Genomic DNA, 21,770 nt, shown 5'->3' with positions numbered 1-21,770 from the left:
TTACCCCCGTTCCAGCACCAGGTTTGGCCTATCTTTACCTTAGGTTTTCAGCAAATACAAGCAGCAATAAACCTTATTTATCAAACGCTTAGGGCCAAAATAAACCAGTTAAAATTTAAAAATTTAAAAAATAACCATTCCGGCTGCACTCATTCGGGGGGTATTTCCCGCTATTAACTTATTAAACATAAATCATCCAAAAATTTTAAAACTCATGAAAAAGACTAAAATAATTTACTGGATTTTTACCGGTTTGGTAGCCGCCCTGTTGGGCTTTGGTTCTATTTTCGATGCCATCTCGGCGCAGGAAGCCGTTGATTACGTTACCCGTTTGGGTTATCCGGCTTACTTGGTTCCTTTTTTGGGCGTAGCGAAGTTGCTGGGCATTTTTGCGATTCTTATTCCGGGCTACCCGCGCCTGAAAGAATGGGCCTACGCCGGCTTAATATTCGATTTAGTGGGAGCCATGTATTCGCATTTCAGCCGCGGCGACGCCCCCGCCAACTGGTTACCCATTCTGCTTCCTATTTTGTTGGTAGCCGGCTCCTATGGGTATTACCACAAGCTGCAAAAAGCCCGCGATTCCGAAAACCTTCCGCAAATGAGTTTATCTGGCAACTAATTTATCTTTTTGCTTTTATTTCTATTTCGCTACTAAACTAATTAATCAACAGCAGCAAAGCATTGTGTATGGTAGAAGTGTTTAAAACCAACGTGCAAGACCGGGATCATGCGGTTATTCTGGTTGATCACATTCACCAGGCTTTCCAAGGCTACCGGGCTAACTTCGACCTGGAAGATTGCGACAAAATTTTGCGGGTAGCCAGCACCCACGAGTTTATCCGGGCTAGCTGCCTGATAAAACTTTTAGGCGAATTTGGCTACGAAGCCGAGGTGTTGCCCGACGATTTTTAAAAATTTCGATGACTTACATCCTATTATAACCTTTGTGATTAAAGCAATTTCTATGTTTAAAAACACGCCAGCATTCAGCAGTTTTTCCGTGGACGATCTGGAAAAAGCCAAACAGTTTTACAGCCAGGTTTTACAATTAGAAGTTACCGAAGATAAGGTTATGGGCTTGTTACACCTGCACCTCGCCGAAAGCACCTCGGTTTTAATTTACCCGAAGCCTAACCACGAACCCGCCACTTTTACCATTCTTAACTTTCGGGTAAATAACATCGATGAAGCTGTGCGGGAGCTAAAAAGCCGGAACGTAATTTTTGAAAACTACCAGAATCCCGCCTATGGTACAGATGAAAACCACATCTCACGCAACCCTCAGGTAGATGTGGCCTGGTTTAAAGATCCGGCGAGCAATATATTGTCGGTATTACAAGAGAAGCAAGCTTAACTATAGCTAAAGCTATTTGATAGACAAAAAATTTAAAAAATGGAAATTTATAAATTAGACCAGAACTTAACATTGTACGGCTTTCCGGTAGAAACTTTTCCGAACCACATCGAAGCCGCTTTCGATAAATTAATCAGTATGTTACCCGTTGATCCTAGCAGGCCATATTACGGCATCAGCCAATGCACGCCGGCGGGTATGGTATACGTGGCAGCCGCCCCCCTGCAACCCCAAGATAATCCGGAACCATATGGCTTAAACAAATACCTGATGGAGCAAGGCGATTACCTGGCCATAAGGGTATCAGAGTGGCGCACCAAAACCCACACCATAAAAAGTATTTTTGAAAATTTGGTAGCCGACCCGCGGTGCGATACAAACAAACCCTGCGTAGAAATTTACTTGAACGACGATGAAATGCTTTGCCTGGTAAAAACCAAGTTTAATCCCGAAAGCTCTGCCCATGCCGTTGCTCAGGAAGCTATCAGTACTTTTAACGAAACGGCTTTAACGCTACAGCAGCAATTCGCCGCTTTTGAAGATGATGTAATAAACCAGGTGCCTTTTACCAGTAGCTGGACTGCCGGCCAGGTAGCTGAGCATTTAATTATCTCGAACATGGGTTTTGTAGAAATACTTACCGGCCCCGCAACCGAAACCAACCGCCCACCCGATGAACTTATTAACCGAATGAAAGCTGATTTTTTAAATGTTAACCTAAAAATAGAAGCGGCTGATTCGGTGTGGCCCCAAAACCGCGTTTTCCAGAAAGAAGAATTGCTCCAGTCATTTCAGGAAGTTCAGCAATTAATCAGCAAAGCCATTGTATCCTTAGATTTAAGTAAAACTTGTCTGGCCTTTAAAATACCGGTTTACGGCTATTTAACCCGCCTCGAAGCAGTTTACTTTGTTATTTACCATACCCAGCGGCACATTAACCAACTGAAAAAAATCCACTGGGCTTTGGCCAAAGAACCTGTTTAACCAGCCCGTTACATCCCCATAAGTTATTGCCCACTATTAACCTTACCGAAGCATAAACAACTGCCATTTGGGTATTTAATTTATTAATGATTTAAAATAAACCCCCATTTTATAAGATTCGCTTTTAGCAAGCCCAGCTACTTTACGCAGATAACAAAAAGCCGGCTGCACGTAATCTACTCGCAGCCGGCTTTTTAAAATTTTTGTAATTTAATCTTCCTCATCTTCGGCCATTTCCAGGAGCAGGTTGGCTATGGCCGCAGTCCAGCCGGTTTGGTGCGAGGCGCCTAAGCCTTGCCCGGTATCGCCGTTGAAAAACTCATAAAAAAAGTGGTGATCTTTAAAATGAGGGTCGCTGGTGTACACTTCGTGGTTAGAGTGGTAATGCACCTTGCCGTTCGCATCTTTCTCGAAAAGGTGCAGCAAGCGATTAGTTAATTCGCGGGCAATTTGCTGTAAATTTAATTTGTTGCCGGAACCTGTCGGGAATTCATAAATATATTCTTTGCCGTAGTATTTATAATACTTTCGCAAACTCTGAATAATCAAATAATTTAAAGGAAACCAGATAGGGCCCCGCCAGTTAGAATTACCCCCGAACATGGAACTGGTACTTTCGCCGGGCTCGTACTGAATGGAATGCTGGCGCCCTTGCGAATTAAACATATACGGATTTTGCTCGTGGTATTTTGATAAAGAGCGGATACCGTAGTTCGACAAAAACTCGGCCTCGTCCAACAGCCGTTTTAAAACGTTTTCTAACCGGAAGCCCCGCATGATCGAGAACAAATGATACCCATTGCCATTTTGCACTTCGATGTGCGAAATCAGTTGCGCCAGGTCCGGGCGGGTTCGGATAATGCCTACCGCCCGGCGCTTAAACTCGGTCATTTGGTTAAAGATTTTGCTGTTAATAACCTCCACGGCCAGCAACGGAATTACCCCCACCAAAGAACGGATTTTTAAACGCTCGCTTTTGCCGTTATCTAACTGCACGGCATCGTAGTAAAAATTATCTTCGTCGTCCCAGAGCGAAATATTGCGTTCGCCAATATTATCCATGGCCCAACCAATACTTAAAAAATGCCGGAAAAACTTGGCCGCCGATTCTTCATAGGCCGGGTTGCGTTTGGCCAACTCCAGCGACATGCGCAACATATTCAGCGAAAACATGGCCATCCAACTGGTAGCATCGGCTTGTTCTAAACTTTTAATGCCCGGGGGCAAACTGTTACGGTCAAACACTCCAATATTATCCAGGCCCAGGAAACCACCTTCAAAAACATCGTTGCCGTTCACGTCTTTGCGGTTTACCCACCACGTAAAGTTCATCAGCAATTTTTGAAAAGCCCGTTCCAGGAAATCTAAATCCGGCACCCCCGTTTTTTTCTGATCGATATCGTACACCTGCCACACGCCCCAGGCATGCACCGGCGGATTTACATCGCTAAAATTCCATTCGTAAGATGGAATCTGGCCATTGGGGTGCATATAATATTCCCGGAGCATCAGCAGTAACTGGTGCTTGGCAAAGTTAGGATCGATGTGCGCAAACGTAGTAGCATGAAATGCTAAATCCCAGGCGGCGTACCACGGGTATTCCCATTTATCGGGCATCGAAATAATGTTGCGGTTGGTTAAATGTTGCCAACCGGAATTTCTTTTATCGGTGCGGAAGGGGGCTTTATCTTTTAACTCGCCATTGAGCCAGCGGTAAACATCAAAATAATAAAACTGCTTGGTCCAGAGTAAGCCGCCAAAAGCCTTCCGGACGATATTCTGCTGTTCGGTCGGCATTTTTTCGGGCAATATAAATTCGCGGTAAAACGTATCCGTTTCGGCGCGCCGGCGCTCAAACAAGCGGTTAAAGTTGGTCCAGGGGTCAATTACCCGATTTCGAACCAGCCTGATTTTAAAAATTTTAAAAGATTCGCCCGGGATTACAGCCTGCAGCCAAATGGCGGCCTTGGTACCTTGCTTTTCGGGGTTTACGCTCGCTTTTTGTTTAACGATGTAATCGTTGATGCCATCTTTTACGAATGGCGTAGGGTTGCCCGACCGGTAAATGCGCTCGTTGTTGGTTTCGTTTTCACAGAAAAGTTGTTCGCTTTCCAGCTCGTGGTATAAAAAATAAGCGCCGTTGCGGCTGGAAGTAGCTTTTAAACAATCCGGCGATAAGGCTGTGATTGTTGGCCGGGGATATTCGGGGCTGTGTTTCCAGTAATTCCGGAACCACAGATGCGGCAACACGTGAATGGGAGCGGCTTCTTTGCTCCGGTTGTGCACCGTTATCTGCATTAAAATATCGTGCGTATCGGCTTTGGCGTATTCAATTACAATATCAAAATACCGGTTATCTTTAAAAGCATCAGTGTCCAGTAGTTCAAATTCGGGTTGCCAGCGGTCGCGTTTATTTTTTTCAACTAAATCGTCGTAAGGAAAAGCGGTTTGCGGGTATTTATATAAATACTTGCAGTACGAATGCGTCGGCGACGAATCCAGGTGGAAGTAAATTTCTTTTACGTCTTCGCCGTGGTTGCCCTGGCCGTTAGTCAGACCAAACAGGCGTTCTTTTAAAATCGGGTCTTGCCCGTTCCAGAAGGCTGGGGCTAAACATAAAATCTGCTTATGGTCGCAAAAACCGGCAATTCCTTCTTCGCCCCAGCGGTAGGCATTGCTGCGGGCTAAATCATGCGACACAAAATTCCAGGCATCGCCGTTAGGGCTATAATCTTCGCGAACAGTGCCCCATTGCCGCTCGGATAGGTACGGTCCCCAGCTTTTCCAGTTTCTATTATTCGACGATTGTTCTAACCGTTCGTATTCGTTAGTTTCCATGCATTTTTGCTAGCGTCGGCCCAAAGTAAAGAAATAATCTAATTTATTGTTGGCTATAAGACGTGATTTACGCGAAAAATTATATTCTGGATTATAGTGCCACGATTATTCCGGAAAATGAAAATTTTAAAAAATTAACTTCCCGCAACAGAAAAGCCTTATAAACCGACCGGATTTTTTATCCGGAATTAGTAAACCTGGTAGGACAATTAAGGAGCAGGCTCAAAGAAATTTAGCAACCTAAGCACCTTACTCATTAGATTATATACTTTTAAATTAATCAAAACATTGTTGTTACATACAGGATATTATCCTTATATTTATTATACGCAAGCGGAGTTTCACATTAGCGAGTGAAGTTTAGAGATAGGGGGGTTAAAAAGTGCGATAAAAATCTTAATTCTTTACTCTATAGCTGAATGTAGAATTAAAAGATCACCTATTGGCCTTTTTAAGTTTAAAATTTCTCTGCATGAAACAAACTATTCACTATTCTTTATTCCAATCCTTTATTTCTAAATGGTTGTTTTTACTTTTCTGCTTCGGAATATCTTCCCCTAAAAGCTTGGCTAACAACTTTCCACGAAAAAACACTGAGCTAACTCATCATAATACAGTTACTAAATCAGCAGTTTTTGCTAGTCAGCAGGTAGTTAGTTTTACTTTAATAAATGCCGATAACGAGCAACCTATTCAAACCCTTACCGGAGGAACTACCCTTAACTTAGCAACTTTACCTACTAAAAATTTGAATATTCGGGCGAACACCTCGCCCGGCATTATAGGAAGCATTAAGTTTGCTTTAAGCGGTAAACAAACCACAAACAAAACCGAATCAGAGTTGCCTTATGCCTTGTTCGGTGATACAAAAGGTAACTACAATGCCTGGGTGCCTGCTCTGGGTAATTATACCTTAAAAGCTATTCCTTATTCCGGACCAGGTGGTACTGGTGTAGCAGGTATTGCACTTACTGTTTCTTTTACGGTTATTTCTAACCAGCTACCCAAAGCCAATGCTGGCGCCGATAAAACAATAACTTTACCCACAACTACTATTGTTCTAAACGGTTCGGGCACCGACGCTGATGGTACTATAAGCGGCTTTAGCTGGAGCCAGGTTAGCGGCCCTAATACCGCCACTTTCAGTAGTAAAACCATTGCTACTCCCACCATCAGTAATTTAATTCAGGGCAGCTACATCTTTAACCTTCAGGTAAAGGATAATTTGAATATGTGGAGCGTGGCCGATAATGTTACCATTACCGTTCAAAAAACAACCAGCAATTCGCCGCCCGTAGTCGTTCAAAAGCCTACAGACCAAACCTTAATAACAGAAAAACCTTATTTCTTCTCGGCGGGACAATACTCCGACCCAAATGCGGGAGATGTGCTAACCTATAAAGCAACGCTGGCAAATAACAGTAATTTACCAACTTGGCTACAATTTAATGCCAGTACTCTTTCTTTTAGCGGTACCGCACCTGCCTCAGAAACCACTTTAGATGTGCAAGTAACGGTTACCGATCAAGCACAAGCTTCGGTAACTACCAGTTTTAAGATTTCAGTTCAGAAACCGGTACCGGTTGATATTTCGGGAGAATTAAAAAAATGGCACAAAGTTACCCTCACCTTTACCGGCCCATTTACCAGTGAAACAGATGCTAATAATCCTTTTTTAAATTATCGTTTAAATGTTGTATTTAGTAAAGGCAGCCGCCAACTAATCGTTCCGGGGTATTACGCGGCCGACGGAAATGCCGGCGAAAGCGATGCCACAACTGGCACAAAATGGCGGGTGCATTTTTCTCCGGATGAAGCCGGGGAATGGTCGTACCGGGCTTCATTCCGGACAGGAACGGATGTGGCCGTTAGCAATTTAGAAAATACGGGCAGTCCAGCTGTTTTTGATGGAATGTCGGGCACCTTTTCTGTTGCTGCTACTGATAAAACTGGGTCTGATTTTCGGGCGCAAGGGCGATTGCGTTACGTTGGACAGCACTACTTACAATTTACAGAAACCGGAAAATACTTTTTAAAAGGTGGGGCAGATAGCCCGGAGAACTTTTTAGCTTACAAAGAATTTGATGGTACGTACAGTCAAAATCCGCAGGCCGATTATACAAAAACCTATGCTCCGCATTTAGGCGATTGGCAACCCGGGGATCCGGTCTGGAAAGGCGGAAAAGGAAAAGGGATAATTGGCGCACTTAATTATCTGGCGCAAAAAGGCATGAATGCGGTTTACTTTTTAACCTTAAATGTAAATGGCGATGGGAAAGATGTATGGCCCTGGATCTCACCTACTGACAAGATCCGGTATGATGTTTCTAAGCTGGATCAATGGGAAATTGTTTTCTCACACATGGATAAGCTTGGTGTAATGCTTCATGTGGTTACTCAAGAACAGGAGAACGACCAATTATTAGATAACGGTGATTTGGGTACTCAACGCAAATTATACTACCGCGAATTAATTGCCCGCTTTGGTCATCATCTAGCTATTAACTGGAACTTGGGGGAAGAAAGCACCAATACCGATGCCCAGCGCAAAGCTTTCTGCAATTACATCCGGCAATTAGATCCCTATAAAAGCCCCATAGATGTACACACATATCCTACCCAGCGAGCAACCATTTATAATCCACTTTTAGGTTATAGCACTTTTGAAGGACCTTCTTTGCAGGTAGATAACCCGGCGGATACGCACTCAGAAACGCTTTATTGGCTCAATCAATCGGCAGCGAGCGGACGCAAATGGGTCGTTAATTTAGATGAAATTGGGCCTTCTAATACCGGAGTAAAGCCGGATGCCGATGATTATGCACATGATTTGCCGAGAAAGTTAGCTTTATGGGGGAATTTAATGGCCGGTGGCGGCGGCGTGGAGTGGTACTTTGGTTATCAATTTCTAAATTCCGATTTAACTGCCCAAGACTGGCGTTCCCGCGACCACATGTGGGATTTAACCAATTATGCGCTCCAATTTTTTAATCAATATCTTCCGTTTTGGCAAATGCTGAATGCCGACAACCTTACGGCCGTAACCAATGATTATTGCCTGGCTTTACCTGGCAAAATTTATGCAATTTACCTGCCTCAAGGAGGCACTACTACTTTAGATTTAGGTACTAATTCTGGTAATTATTTGGTGCAATGGTACAACCCCCAAACTGGTGGAGCCTTACAAAATGGTACTGTTCCGCAAATAACCGGATCTGGGATAAATTCCATAGGCTTCCCTCCTAAAAACGATACGCAAGATTGGGTGTGTTTAGTAAACCAGATACCCGTAAATTTTACCCGAACCCGCACACCTACCTACCACAACGGGGCTCAATTGCAAAAACCGGAAAACGCAAGTGCTATAACCGCGTATCCTAATCCCATGCAGGATTTTGTTACCATTGCCCCGAATAATAAATCCGGGTTACCTTTAGAGATAACTGTACGGGATGTTACCGGAAAACAGGTACTACAAACCACTGCCTCTCCTAATTCCGACCAAACTTTTCAATTGAAAACAGATTTTTTAACCCCTGGAATTTATTTACTACAAATTAAACAAGGCTCTACTTACCTGGAGCAAAAAGTGCTGAAATACTAAAATTTTTAACTTTTATAAACCGTCATAATTTTAGTTTACTTACCTGCCCTGCATTGCCGCCAGCTTAAACTGGCGAGCATTATTAAAATTAATTTACTATATACCAAGCAGCAACTACCATTTTATAACATTGTCTTTCAACTACATACTTACACAAAAGTCTACTATCTGATATCTAACATCAAACATCTAAATCTAAAATTTAGGGAAGAATGAATCTTTCTTACTAATTTATAGCCCGCTTCAAACGCCAGAAGCTATTCCGTGATTAAAAGCTTACCATGACGAACGCTAAAACTGGAAATTACCGCTGGGTAGTCTGCGCCCTTTTATTCTTTGCCACTACCATTAATTACATCGACCGGCAAGTTATTGGTTTATTAAAACCCACCCTGGAAAAAGAATTTAGCTGGACCGAATCCGACTACGGTAATATTGTAATGGTGTTTGCGTCGTGTTATGCCTTGGGGTATATTATCTTCGGCAATTTTATCGATAAAATAGGCACGAAGCTGGGTTATACCATTTCTATTGTAGTTTGGAGTATTGCGGCCATGTTGCACGCTTTGGTAAAAAGCACTTTTGGCTTTAGCGTAGTGCGCGGATTATTGGGTTTAGGGGAGGCCGGCAACTTTCCGGCGGCGGTTAAAGCCGTGGCCGAGTGGTTCCCGAAAAAAGAACGCGCCCTAGCCACCGGTATTTTTAATTCCGGCACCAGCATTGGTGCGGTGGTGGCCCCGATTCTGGTCCCCTGGATTTTGGGCGTTTACGGCTGGCAGGAAGCTTTTTTAATTACAGGCGCCATTGGTTTTATCTGGCTTATTTTCTGGTGGTTTTTTTACGAAATTCCCTCGCGGCACAAAAAAATCACCCCCGCGGAGTTCGACTACATTCACAGCGATAACGAACCGGCTCCGGCCGAAAATTCAAAGCAAATTAAATGGAGCCGTTTGCTGGGCATTAAACAAACCTGGGTATTTATTCTGGGCAAAGTGCTCACTGACCCGGTGTGGTGGTTTTTCTTATTCTGGCTTCCCTCCTACTTTGCCACCACCTTTAACCTCGATTTAAAAAAACCGAGCCTGCATTTAGCCATTGTGTATACCGCTACCACTTTTGGCAGTATCGGGGGCGGTTATTTGTCATCTTACTTAATTAAACGCGGGTGGCCCGTTTTGAAAGCCCGTAAAGCTACTTTACTGGTGGTAGCATTTACCGTATTGCCCATTATTGGCGCCCGTTATGCACCCAATATTTGGGCGGCGGTAGGTATTATAAGTTTAGCAGCCGCCGCGCACCAGGCCTGGAGCGCCAACATTTTTACCATTGTTTCGGATATTGTACCTAAAAAAGCGGTAAGCTCGGTGGTGGGTATTGGCGGCATGGCCGGCTCTATTGCTTCGGCGTTGTTTCCTTTGTTAGTGGGCACATTGCTGGATTCGTACAAAGCCGCCGGCAACATTAGTGCCGGGTATAATATTTTGTTTATAATCTGCGGGCTGGCCTACTTTGTAGCCTGGTTTATCGTTCATTTTCTGACTTCGCGCCTAAAACCCGTAGATTTGTAATCTTCTGGTCACGAACCCTTGCCCGGAACTAACCGTCTGCAGCAGGAGTTAAAATATTGTATTCTAATTTATTAAAGAGAATTAATCATTTTTTAAATTTTATTTGGTTTAACGGGGTACTGCACTTTTAAACCGGAAGTCTAAAATTAGTATGTTTAAATTCAAGCCGTTTTTTTTAGTTTTTCTTACTTGTTTTTTAGTTTACTGCCACACTAATAAACCGCTTCAGGTAACCGGTACAGCTACGCCGGCGGCCACTCCCCAGACCGAAACCGAAAAAGTAGATTTTAGTACTTCTCCCGTTATACCGGCCCAGGAAGCAATTGCCAAAATGCAGCTAGAGTCCGGGTTTGAGGTAAAATTAGTGGCTTCGGAGCCTTTAGTAAGTACACCGGTGGCTGTTACTTTTGATAACAAAGCGCGGATGTGGGTAGTGGAAATGGAAAACTATATGCCCGATACCGTGGGTACCGGCGAAGATATTCCGACTGGTAAAATTGTAATTCTGGAAGATACCGATAACGATGGGGCGGCAAACACCCGCCAGGTTTTCCTGGATTCGCTGGTATTGCCCCGGGCCATTTGCCTGATTGAAAATGGCATTCTGGTGGCCGAACCGCCTAGTCTTTACTATTATGAAATTAAAAACGCTAAGCCCGGCAAGAAAATTTTAGTAGATGCCGCTTACGCTGAAGGCGGGAACGTAGAGCACCAGCCCAACGGTTTATATCGGGCCCTGGATAATTGGATTTACAATGCCAAATCGAGTAAACGTTACCGCAAAAAAGGCGATACCTGGCTGATTGAGCGCACGCACTTCCGCGGTCAGTGGGGTATTAGCCAGGATAATTACGGCCGTTTGTATTACAACACCAATTCCGAAAACTTGCTGGGCGATTACTTTTCGCCGGGTTTAGGCGCTACCAATAAAAACCAACGGCGCGTGGCGGGTTACGTGCAAAAAGTAGTGGCCGATAATAAAGTATATCCCAGCCACCCCACTCCCGGCGTAAACCGGGGCTACATGAAAGGCATTTTAACCACCGATAAGCGTTTAGTAGATTTTACTGCGGCGTGCGGCCCATTGGTTTACCGCGGCGATTTGTTTGATGCCTCGTATACTTCCAACGTTTTTGTAGCTGAACCATCGGCTAACCTGATTAAGCGGAACATTATTAAAGACCAGGAACTTGTTAGCAACGGTAAGCAAGCCTACCAGGGACGGGAATTCTTGAGCAGCACCGACGAGCGTTTCCGGCCGGTAAACTTGCACGATGGTCCGGATGGTGCCCTATACGTGGTAGATATGTACCGTGGCATTATTCAGCACAAAACCTACCTGACTACTTACCTGAAAAAAGAAATCGGGAAACGCGAGTTAACCCAACCTTTAAACTGCGGCCGGATTTATAAAATTGTACCTACGGGCAAAAATGCCAAAGCCGTAACCTTACCCGAAGATCCGGCCCAACTCGTAACCTTGCTCGGCCACACCAATGGCTGGGTGCGCGACAAAGCCCAACAAATGCTGATTGACGGCAAATACATGGCAGCCGTACCTGCTTTGCGCCAGGCCGTGAAAGATAAAAATAACCCTTTGTTGGTAATGCACGCTCTCTGGACCTTGGAAGGTTTAGGCCAATTGCAAACTGCGGAAGTAATAGCTTTGTTAAAAGAGCCCACCTGGCAACTGCGCACCCAGGCCTTAAGTGTATTGCCTTCGGTATTAACTAAAACCACCTACAAAAGCTACTTGCCCGTATTGCAGCAACTGGTTGCCGGTAAAGATTCTATAGCGGCTCCTTACGTTGCCTTTTTGCTGCCCACCTTGCAACCCCTGGACCAGAAAGCTACCAACCAATTACGGCAACAATTAGTTAAAAACTACCCCAACAACCCCTACGTAACCGATGCCATTATCAGTTCTTTGCAAGACCACGAAGAAACATTTCAAAAAGAACTACGCGCTTTAGCCCCCGATAGCAGTTTGGCCATTAATAAAAAGCTGCAAGGCGTTATTGCCAATATCAGAAGCACTCATGCCAACAAAGACCCCAAGGTATTGTTAAAAGAATTCCCGAAAGGAGCCGCCCTATTTGCCACCAGTTGCCAAACCTGCCATGGCCCGGATGGCAACGGCGTAGCGGGCCTAGCGCCCCCGTTAAATGGCTCGGAATGGGTAACCGGCGATAAAAACAAGCTAATTTCGATTGTACTATTTGGCTTAACTGGTCCGGTAAAAGTAAAAGGCCACTTATACAAAGCCCCCGAAATTAATGGCGACATGCCCGGCATTGGCTACGACAAAGATTTACCCAATGAAGACGTAGCCCAGGTTCTCAGTTTTATCCGGCGGTCGTGGCAAAACAACGCCGAAAAAGTAAGCGCCGAGGAAGTAGGTAAAGTACGCCAGGAATTGAAAACCCGGCAAAAGGCCTTTACCGTAGAAGAATTAAGCAAAATATAATACCAGAAAAGTAAAATCCCCTTCTGAAAATACGCTACCAATTCAGGTATATTTTCGGAAGGGGATTTTTTGATTTTTAGCAGTTTAGAAACTCAAAAAGCTTAGTTAGGTGGTTAACCAGGTTAATTTAAGCCCAAACTTCGGCTGGGAAAAGTAAAATTTTTAAATTTTTGGCTAATCTGCCCCAAAGTTTTTATCAGATAAGAAAAGGTAACCAAAGTTGTCTTATGACTAGTAATACTTTCACTTTCATTAAAGCCTAGTTTTGCTATCCCACCTGCCGAATGGTTTAGTATCCTCATTATTAAACCAATAAAGGTTTTAAGCCATTTACCACAATACTTATAAAACTATATTGGTAGTAAAATTAATTTTCCTGCCCGTAAGAGTTACCTGCTTAGCTTTGTTATGCAATTTTTAATCATAGTAATATATTATAGTATTATTATAATACAATTTAACATTTAACGGATTAAGCTATCTCTTTTTTAAAAGTATTCTTTAATTTGGGCAGTTTACAAGCTTAAGAGGATTAATGGAAAAACAGTTTCGAGCATTTATTTGGGTATTACTTATTTTAATTGGTTGTCAGAAAGAAGAAGAATCGCCTTCAGATCAAAATCCGCAGAGTAAGGCGTCGAAGGATATAATTTCGTTTAAGTTTGAAGAAAAAAATAATCCTTCCCAGCTCCTGGAAGATGTTGTTTGCCAGGTTTATGAAGATAAAATTATAGCTACCATTCCGTATACTAGTAGCCAGAAAAATCTGATTGCCACCTTTACTATCTCCGGCAAAACCGTAAAGGTAGCAGATGTAGTACAGGAAAGCGGCGTAACCGCTAACGATTTCAGTACCGCTCTAAAATACGTGGTAGAGGCACAAGATGGCTCACAGAAAGAATATACCGTTGAGGTTCATTCTTTTACTGGCTTACCTGTAATATACATTAACACCGAAAACAAAGCCGGTATTGTTTCGAAAGACGATTACATTAATGCGCACATGCGGCTGGAAGGCGATCTTGCCAATAACGCCGGCGTATTCCAGAGTGCCATTGAAATCAGGGGCCGGGGCAACTCTACCTGGCAAATGCCAAAAAAACCGTATAAGATAAAACTAGCCCAAAAAGCTTCTTTACTAGGAATGCCAGCCGATAAAGAATGGTCTTTGTTAGCTAATTTCACCGACAAAACCCTGATGCGCAATGCCGTAGCTTTTGAATTTAGCAAGCGCTTTGGTTTATCCTATACGCCACGCTCCCGTTTTGTAGAAGTATTTATTAATGGCGAGTACCGGGGCAATTACTTACTTACCGAGCACCTGAAAGTAGCCCAGGACCGGGTAAATATCCAGGAGTTAAAACCCGAAGATAATGGCGAAGATGTAATTACGGGCGGATATTTCCTGGAAGTAGATATCCGCTTAGATGAAGATTATTGGTTTCATACAAAAAACAAAATACCCGTAACAATTAAATCGCCCGGTAATATTTCGCCGCAACAATTAAGTTACATTAAGAATTACGTGCAGGAGGCAGAAAACGCCATTTACTCCATTGTTAGCGGCGAGGGCTCAAAAGACTACGAGCAATACATAAACGTTGAAAGCTTTATAAACTGGTATTTAGTGAATGAGCTTCTGAAAAACAATGATGCCGTTTTCCATTCCAGCGTTTACATGTACAAAGACCGCGGCGGAAAACTGACTTTGGGTCCGGTTTGGGATTTTGATATTGCGCTGGGCAATGTAAACTACAACGGTAATGACAATCCTGAGGGATGGTGGGTAGGAAACTCGCCCTGGATGCATCAATTATTGCAAGACCCAGCTTTCCGCAATAAAGTTAGAGAACGGTGGAACGCGTTAAAACAAACAGAAATAAACTCGATTTTTACTTACATTAATAGCACGGCCGTTCAGCTTAAATATTCTCAAAAAGAGAATTTTGAAAAATGGAACATCCTGGATAATTACACCTGGCCCAATAGTGTGGTAATGGGCTCTTACGAAAATGAGGTGCAATACTTAAAAGACTGGCTGCAAAACCGAATTAATTGGATGGATACGGAAATGAATACCTGGCAATAGAAGCCAACTTATTTCCTCCTTGCTGCGGGTATTGGAGTAAGGCATCTGTCAGAGATTCATTGGTTTTTAAACTGCATTATATAAGCAACAGTAAAGAGGCTTTGCTACACAAAAGGTGGCGTAAAAATGGGGGTAGCCCCATTTTTACGCCACCTTTTTGTTTTATATCAATATTGGTTTTCTTAAATCATAAAACCAGAATAACTGAGTAGTTTTAATTAAAGCCATTTTTTTAAAAAAGCCAGAATATCTTGGCGCATTTCGGCCGTTTCTAGGTGGCCGACGGGGTAAATCTTTAATTGCCAGGCTTGCGGTGCGCCTTCGCTCGCATACACTTTTTTTAAATTTTCGTCAATTTTATGCAGCCCTTTCAAGGGCGTTAGCGGGTCGAGGCTGCCGGCTAAGCCCAAGTGCGGCCGGGGAGCAATAAGCGCGTTTATTTGCGAGGTAGTAAAATGGTTGAGTAAATCGGGTACGTAGTAGTAAATGCCGTGGCGGTCCAGGCCCTTATCTTCCAGCAAAGCCTGAAAATCGGTGAGGCAGTTTAAATCCACGGTAACTTTAATGCGTTCGTCCAGGGCGGCCAGCCACCAGGCCATGGTGCTGCCCATCGACATGCCCATGGTAGCTATTCGTTTGTTATCTATTTCGGGGCGGGTTTCGAGGTAGTCCAGGGCGCGTAAATTATCGTACACCATCATGCCCCACATTACCTGGCCTTTCCAGAGCATTTCTTTAAAAATTTCCAGTTCCGGGCGGCCGCTGCGTTCGCCAAAACCCCAGCTATCGAGGCACAAACCCGCGTAACCCGCCCGGGCCAAAGCCAAAGCATACGGCGGATTTTGCATTTCGGGTCGCCCTTTTATAAACTCGTTTTTACCCACGGCATACTGCCCAAAGTGCGAATGGTTAAATAACACCACCGGCACTTTGCCTTTGGCTTTTTTAGGTAAAGTAAAATACGCCGGCACCAACTCCTGGCCATTAATATCCAGCAATAACTTTTCAATAATCAATTCGTCGGTTTCTTCCCGGGATATTTGCTTCACCGTAATGGGCCGTTGCCGGTCGGGTAAGCGGCCCAGCAATTGGTACAAGACTTTCCGTTGTTCGGCTTTACTTGGGGGCGTTTGGTTAGAAACAACGTTTTGGGACATAAAAACAGGCGCTAAGGCAAATACAGAGTTTACCGAAATGGCATTAAAAATACAAATTGCCCAAAGAACAAGCGGCTTTAGCATACAGCAGTTTAGATAAGCTTTTCTGATAAAAGAAATGTAATAAATCTCCGGCTAACCCAAGCTATATGGTGGTAGAAATTGAAAAAATTAAAAAATCAACAGTATAATAATTCACATTTACAGCCCAACGAATAAAGCGAACAAGTTATCAAAAGAACTTACTTTTTCTTACTTTTCGGGAGACTTGTTGTTTGATTTGATTAAAACACGATTAAGAACTATCCTTATTTTTTAAATGCTGCTGCTATGATAAAATATTTACTGGGAATTCTGCTTTTTTTAAATTTTACGTTGCCAGGAACGGCGCAAAACGCTAAAATCCGGGTGTTGGTATTTGGCGCGCACCCCGACGATTGTGATATTTCGAGTGGAGGTTTGGCGGCTTTGTACGTGGCCGGCGGGCACGCGGTAAAGTTTGTTTCGCTCACCAACGGCGATAAAGGCCACCAGCAAATGGGCGGCGGCGAGCTGGCCAAAAGGCGCTACCAGGAAACCCAGGAAGTAGCGCGGCGCTTAGGCGTAGAATACGAAGTGCTAGAAAACCACGACGGAGAATTGCTGCCCACCCTGGAAAACCGCCTGGAAGTAATCCGGCGCATCCGGGAGTGGAAAGCCGACGTAGTGATTGCACCGCGCCCCAATGATTACCACCCCGACCACCGCTATACCGGTGTTTTGGTACAAGATGCCTCTTTTCTGGTAATTGTACCCAACATTCTGAGCGGCGTACCGGCATTGCCCAACAACCCAGTATTTTTGTATACCCGCGATAATTTTCAAAGACCCAATCCTTTCCGACCTGACATTGCCGTGGATATTTCCAGCGTTTTCCCGAAAAAGTTAGATGCCCTGGATGCGCACGTGTCGCAGGTATACGAGTGGCTACCCTGGATTGACCACGACACCTCGGTGCCCACCAACACCGCCGACCGCAAAAAATGGCTGGCTAACCGCTGGTTAACCCGCTCGCAACCCAACTCCGACATAAGACAAACTTTAGAAAAATGGTACGGTAAAGAACGAGCTGCCCAAGTAAAGCAAGCCGAAGCTTTTGAGATTTGCGAGTACGGCAAAAAACCTACCGAAGCCGATATCCGGCGTTTGTTTCCAATGTTACCGGCCAAGCCATAACCGTGATTTTTCGGGTAAAAACGGTTAGCTGCTTACAGTAGTAAATACTTTTCGGGTATAAACCTGATTTTAATTCAGATTTTAAAAATTTTTAAAAATTTCTTTTTACCGCGTATGATTTGCCGTTTGTTTTTATTCTTACTGGTGCTTTTTTCGGGGAAGACCGCCATGGCACAACCGAAAACCGATGAATTTTTAAAAAATATTCTCACCCGAGCCAGCAACGACAGTTTACAAAAGATTTTAAGCAACCCCGACGCGTACCGCCTACAGATTATTTATACCCAAATCAACCGCGATAAAAAGAACCATCCCTCCTTTCAAAACTACTATTATAACTACGATCCGCAGTTGTATTACAATCCGGCCTCCATGGTGAAAATGCCCTTGGCTTTTCTGGCACTAGAAAAATTAAATACCCTTCAAAGCAAAAAAATTGATAAAAACACACCTCTGGTTTTCGATAGCAGTTACTTGGGGCAGAAGCCGCTTTCGCAGGATCTTACTTCAGAAACCGGCTTGCCCAGTATCGCGCATTTTATCAAAAGAGCTTTCTTAATCAGCGAGAACGACCCGTATAACCGCTTGTACCAGTTTGTGGGGCAGCAAACCATTAATCAGCAACTGCACGCTAAAGGCTACCCTAATTCCCGTATTACGCGGCAGTTTATGGGTTTTACCGCCGAGAAAAACCGGCATACCAACGGTATTCGCTTTTTAAACCCCGATGGCAGCACCCGCTATTACCAACCACCCGCCTACAATCCCGATCCGTTTGATTTTAGCCGTAAGATTCTGGTAGGCACCGCACACCACAACCGTCAGGATAGCCTCATACAAGCCCCATTTGATTTTACCGAGCACAACAACCTGCCCTTGCAGGATTTTCAAAAAATGCTGCAATCGGTGATGTTCCCGGAATCGGTTCCCAAAAAACAACGGTTTGGTTTAACCCCGCAGGATTACGCATTTTTGTACCGTTATTTATCGCAGTATCCTTCCGAAACCCCCTACCCCAAATACGACACCGCCGCTTTTTACGACAGCTACGTGAAATTCTTTTTTCACGGTTCGAAGCATTCCATGCCGCAGCACGTGCGGGTTTTTAATAAAGTGGGTTGGGCCTACGGCTTTATGACGGACGTATCGTATGTGGTAGATTTTAAAAATAAAGTAGAATACATGCTGGCCGCTACCTTATATGTTAACCAGGATGGCGTGGTAAACGATAATCAATACGAGTACGAAACGGTGGGTTATCCGTTTATGTACCACCTGGGTCAGGCTATCTACCAATATGAATTGAAACGGAAGCGCCCGAACGTACCTGATTTAACAAAATTTAAAATTTCTTACGAGAAGCGTGATCCGCATGATACGCGCCCGGTTGTGCGGGAAGTAGATAATTAAATGGATTGGTATTTTAACTTAATTTTCTTCCAATAATGTCTTTTATTGAAGCATTGGTTATGGAATAGCAGATTTTTTTAAGAGGCATCCATAAAACTCACCGGTTATTCTGTGGAGTCTTTGCAAGACTCCAAACTTTGGTGCTATCTAGTTTGAGATTTCAAGTTTTGCCTCATGGCCGGCGGGCCTCGTTTGGCTCTTTCGGGCGGGTCTAAGCTTCCTTTCCTCGCTCCGCTCCGGAATTTTGCTGTGCAAAACCAGAACCTTAGAAGGCCCTCAATAGCCAAACTGGTGTCGGTTGCTTTTAGTTACTGTTTTATCAGGAAGAGAGTAAAGAATCAGGAGATTTCATCTGGTAGTAGCTCACAAGTAGTAAGTTTTTATTATTCACACCTTTCCTAAAGCCGAAAAATTCTTAAAGCCTTAGCTAAGCGCAAAGATACCAGTTTGGCTGTTGCGGGCCTTTTAGCGATTCGGTGTGGCGGAGCCACATTCCGCAGCGGAGCGAGGAAAGATTCGCTAAACCGCCCAAAACAGCTAAACGAGGCCCGTCGGCCATGAGGCAAAACTTGAAATCTCAAATTAGATAGCACCTGTACCTGGAGGCTGGAACAGACTCCAAAGTACAAACGTTAAGACTAAGGTTCAATCGTTTCCCGAAATTTATAGTTAATGAATCTAAAGTAACATGTTATAGTAGGATCGTAATAAACGAGAAAAAGTCCATTATCTAATATTTTTAAATCTATGTCTCTCCTCTCCTACCATCCAATGCCATAATCTTCGCCGTGGTTGCTGGAGCCACCCCAGAAACTGCCGTGTTTCCAGTCGAAGTAAATAGCGTTAATAGGGCCGCTGGTTCGGGCGTCGAAGCTCAGGTTATAACCCATTTTTTTCAGTTCCTGGCGTACAGAATCCGGAGTACTTTCGGAGAGGAGCAACTGACCCGGTTTAGGTTCCCGGTCGGCGGTTTTGGTGCCTCCCAACGACAGCCATAACTGGTTGGAATTGATGTTCGCGGCTTCGGCGGCTTGCTGCACGTTCATGTTAAATTCTACTACGTTTAAAAAGAACTGCAATAGATTTTGGTCTTGCGTGTCGCCGCCCTGCACCGCAAAAGACAAAAACGGCTTGCCATCTTTTAAGGCCATGGAGGGCGTAAGCGTTACCCGAGGACGCTTGCCGGGCTCCACTACGTTAAAAGGATTTAAGACCGGATCCAACACGAAACTTTGCATGCGCTGGCTCATACCTACACCAGTATTACCTGCAATACAGGCCGGTAACCAGCCCCCACTGGGCGTAATCGACACTACCCAACCTTCCTTATCCGCAGCTTCTACGCTGGTAGTACCTTTCCAAAGCCAATCCTGATAATCGGCCGTGGAGGAGCTGTTTTGCACATCGTGTTTGGGAGCAAAATTGCGTTTAGAGGTATCCAGCTCGAAACCCCGGTTTTTTAAAATTTTTAAATATGGGTGCTTTTTCCCTTCGAATGGATACGGATCGCCGGGACCGATATAAGGGTTGTTTTTATTTGGTTGAATTAAAGCGGCCCGTTGCTTGGCATAAGCCTTACTGAGTAAGCCCTGCATGGGCTCTTGCGGTGGAAAATACGAATCGCCGTAATAAAAATCGCGATCGGCAAAAGCCAGGTTCATGCTCTGGTACAAGGTATGGATATACTGCGGGCTGTTATAGCCCATCTTTTTCAAATCGAAGTTTTCCAGAATGTTTAAGGCTTGCAGCAACACCGGGCCTTGGGTCCACTGCTTTAACTTGTACACGTCGATGCCTTTGTAATTTACCTGTAAAGGTTCTTCTTCCAGGGGCTTCCAACGGGCTAAATCCTGCAGGGTAATTAAGCCGCCTTGCTCCTGGCTGCCGCGCACAAACTCTTTGGCAATATCGCCGGTGTAGAAGCGGTCGTAAGCCGCCATAATGGCGTCTTTGCGGTTTTTGCCTTGCTGCAAAGCCGTTTTTTCAGCTTCTACCAGTTTGGTAAGCGTAGCCAATAAATCTTTTTGCACGAAAATTTCACCAGCTTCGGGGGCTTCTCTTTTTTCGCCGGGATGCGTGAGAAACACTTTTTTGCTGTAAGGCCATTGCTTAATGTGGTCTTTACCGCGTTCGATGCTGTTTGCCGTTTGCCCATCGATGGGATAACCCGCGGCCATTTGCATGGCCGGTGCTAAAACTTGTTCCAGACTTAAGGTGCCGTAATTTGCCAGCATGTACAGCAAACCACCGGGCGTACCGGGCGTAGTAGCCGCTAAGGGGCCATATTCCGGCGGAAAGTTGTAGCCTTTCTTTTTAAAAAAACTGGCTGTAGCGCCGGTAGGAGCCACGCCCATGGCATTAATGGCGAGTACTTTTTTAGTTTTCGGGTTATAAATTAGCGCCTGGGTTTCGCCGCCCCAACTTAAGACATCCCACATCGTGCAGGTAGCCGCCAGCATGGCGCAAGCCGCATCTACAGCGTTACCTCCTCTTTGGAAAGTCATGGCGCCCGCCGTAGCGGCTAGCGGTTTACCCGTAATGGCCATCCAGTTTTTACCGTGGAGTACCGGCTTTTGAATTCTTTGGGCTTGCGTGGGCAACACACTACCCACGAGCAGCAACAACAACACTATGTTTTTCATAAGCTAATAACTACAAATACCTACTCCAAATAAAGCTACTGATTAACTCTTAGCAGAACTAAAATCATAGCCCGGCTAATAACTTATTTTAAACCACCGACTACAATTAAGTTGCTAAACACTGCCCTTAATTTTGCTTTTTTCTCTCCTTTTAAATCTTTGTGCTGGTGCTTAAAGTGGTAAATCAAAGTAAAACATTTTCATAGAAAATCTATGCAGATAACATGAGTTTAAATCTGGTTTTTAGAAAAACAGGTTAAAAGTTAAACGTGAGTTCTTTAAAAACAATAAAATTTTAAAAAAATGCTTCGATAAACAAAGCTCAACTAAGTCCAATATTAAACAAATAATACAATTACACCTCAAATTATAACCTTAACTCAAAGTTGATTTTATAGGGTTTAATCCAATTAAAATTTTTAAAAATTTTCTAAATAAA

The 21,770-nt window shown here is 44.0% G+C and carries 14 protein-coding genes; 10 read left to right on the top strand and 4 right to left on the bottom strand.

Going from position 1 to position 21,770, the window contains the following annotated elements; all coding sequences use genetic code 11:
• Window positions 1-214 precede the first annotated feature (214 nt).
• The 4 genes from HUW51_RS15080 to HUW51_RS15065 all read left to right on the top strand — a co-directional run bounded on the left by HUW51_RS15080 (window position 215) and on the right by HUW51_RS15065 (window position 2,341).
• The gene (locus HUW51_RS15080) at window positions 215-622 is read left to right on the top strand and encodes a DoxX family protein (RefSeq protein ID WP_185270464.1); all 408 of its coding nucleotides are present in this window, start codon (window positions 215-217) and stop codon (window positions 620-622) included.
• 68 nt (window positions 623-690) lie between these two features.
• A complete protein-coding gene (locus HUW51_RS15075; protein WP_185270463.1) occupies window positions 691-915 on the top strand; it encodes a hypothetical protein in 225 nt (74 codons plus the stop codon).
• A 34-nt stretch (window positions 916-949) separates the two neighbouring features.
• On the top strand, window positions 950-1,357 hold the full coding sequence (locus HUW51_RS15070) for a VOC family protein (RefSeq protein WP_228466661.1): 408 nt from the start codon (window positions 950-952) through the stop codon (window positions 1,355-1,357).
• A 39-nt stretch (window positions 1,358-1,396) separates the two neighbouring features.
• Entirely contained in the window at window positions 1,397-2,341 is a 945-nt protein-coding gene (locus tag HUW51_RS15065; protein ID WP_185270461.1) for a DinB family protein, read from the top strand.
• A 210-nt stretch (window positions 2,342-2,551) separates the two neighbouring features.
• Here the strand turns inward: HUW51_RS15065 and HUW51_RS15060 are convergent, their stop codons facing one another.
• Complete coding sequence (locus HUW51_RS15060; RefSeq protein ID WP_185270460.1) at window positions 2,552-5,179, bottom strand: MGH1-like glycoside hydrolase domain-containing protein; 2,628 nt, start codon at window positions 5,177-5,179, stop codon at window positions 2,552-2,554.
• A gap of 472 nt (window positions 5,180-5,651) precedes the next feature.
• Here HUW51_RS15060 and HUW51_RS15055 point away from each other — a divergent pair, with 472 nt between their 5' ends.
• From HUW51_RS15055 to HUW51_RS15040, 4 genes are all read left to right on the top strand, one after another.
• On the top strand, window positions 5,652-8,783 hold the full coding sequence (locus HUW51_RS15055) for a PKD domain-containing protein (protein WP_185270459.1): 3,132 nt from the start codon (window positions 5,652-5,654) through the stop codon (window positions 8,781-8,783).
• A gap of 281 nt (window positions 8,784-9,064) precedes the next feature.
• The gene (locus tag HUW51_RS15050) at window positions 9,065-10,351 is read left to right on the top strand and encodes an MFS transporter (protein WP_185270458.1); all 1,287 of its coding nucleotides are present in this window, start codon (window positions 9,065-9,067) and stop codon (window positions 10,349-10,351) included.
• A gap of 151 nt (window positions 10,352-10,502) precedes the next feature.
• Window positions 10,503-12,818, top strand: a complete 2,316-nt coding sequence (locus tag HUW51_RS15045) for a DUF7133 domain-containing protein (RefSeq protein WP_185270457.1) — start codon at window positions 10,503-10,505, stop codon at window positions 12,816-12,818.
• A gap of 535 nt (window positions 12,819-13,353) precedes the next feature.
• Window positions 13,354-14,907 (top strand): CotH kinase family protein, encoded by a 1,554-nt coding sequence (locus HUW51_RS15040; protein WP_185270456.1) that lies wholly within the window; start codon window positions 13,354-13,356, stop codon window positions 14,905-14,907.
• 218 nt (window positions 14,908-15,125) lie between these two features.
• Here the strand turns inward: HUW51_RS15040 and HUW51_RS15035 are convergent, their stop codons facing one another.
• A complete protein-coding gene (locus HUW51_RS15035; RefSeq protein ID WP_185270455.1) occupies window positions 15,126-16,064 on the bottom strand; it encodes a dienelactone hydrolase family protein in 939 nt (312 codons plus the stop codon).
• A 330-nt stretch (window positions 16,065-16,394) separates the two neighbouring features.
• Here HUW51_RS15035 and HUW51_RS15030 point away from each other — a divergent pair, with 330 nt between their 5' ends.
• Complete coding sequence (locus HUW51_RS15030) at window positions 16,395-17,279, top strand: PIG-L deacetylase family protein (protein WP_185270454.1); 885 nt, start codon at window positions 16,395-16,397, stop codon at window positions 17,277-17,279.
• Window positions 17,280-17,447: 168 nt separating this feature from the next.
• The gene (locus HUW51_RS15025; RefSeq protein WP_228466659.1) at window positions 17,448-18,689 is read left to right on the top strand and encodes a serine hydrolase; all 1,242 of its coding nucleotides are present in this window, start codon (window positions 17,448-17,450) and stop codon (window positions 18,687-18,689) included.
• 427 nt (window positions 18,690-19,116) lie between these two features.
• Here the strand turns inward: HUW51_RS15025 and HUW51_RS24765 are convergent, their stop codons facing one another.
• Together HUW51_RS24765 and HUW51_RS15020 are read right to left on the bottom strand one after the other, a co-directional pair.
• Complete coding sequence (locus HUW51_RS24765) at window positions 19,117-19,248, bottom strand: hypothetical protein (protein WP_262891282.1); 132 nt, start codon at window positions 19,246-19,248, stop codon at window positions 19,117-19,119.
• Window positions 19,249-19,450: 202 nt separating this feature from the next.
• Window positions 19,451-21,331: a gamma-glutamyltransferase family protein gene (locus tag HUW51_RS15020; protein WP_185270452.1), complete on the bottom strand. Its 1,881-nt coding sequence runs from the start codon at window positions 21,329-21,331 to the stop codon at window positions 19,451-19,453.
• Window positions 21,332-21,770: the final 439 nt, after the last annotated feature.

Origin of the sequence: Adhaeribacter swui (assembly GCF_014217805.1) — a bacterium.
Classification (GTDB): domain Bacteria; phylum Bacteroidota; class Bacteroidia; order Cytophagales; family Hymenobacteraceae; genus Adhaeribacter; species Adhaeribacter swui.
This window is presented reverse-complemented; position numbering and strand designations above follow the sequence as displayed.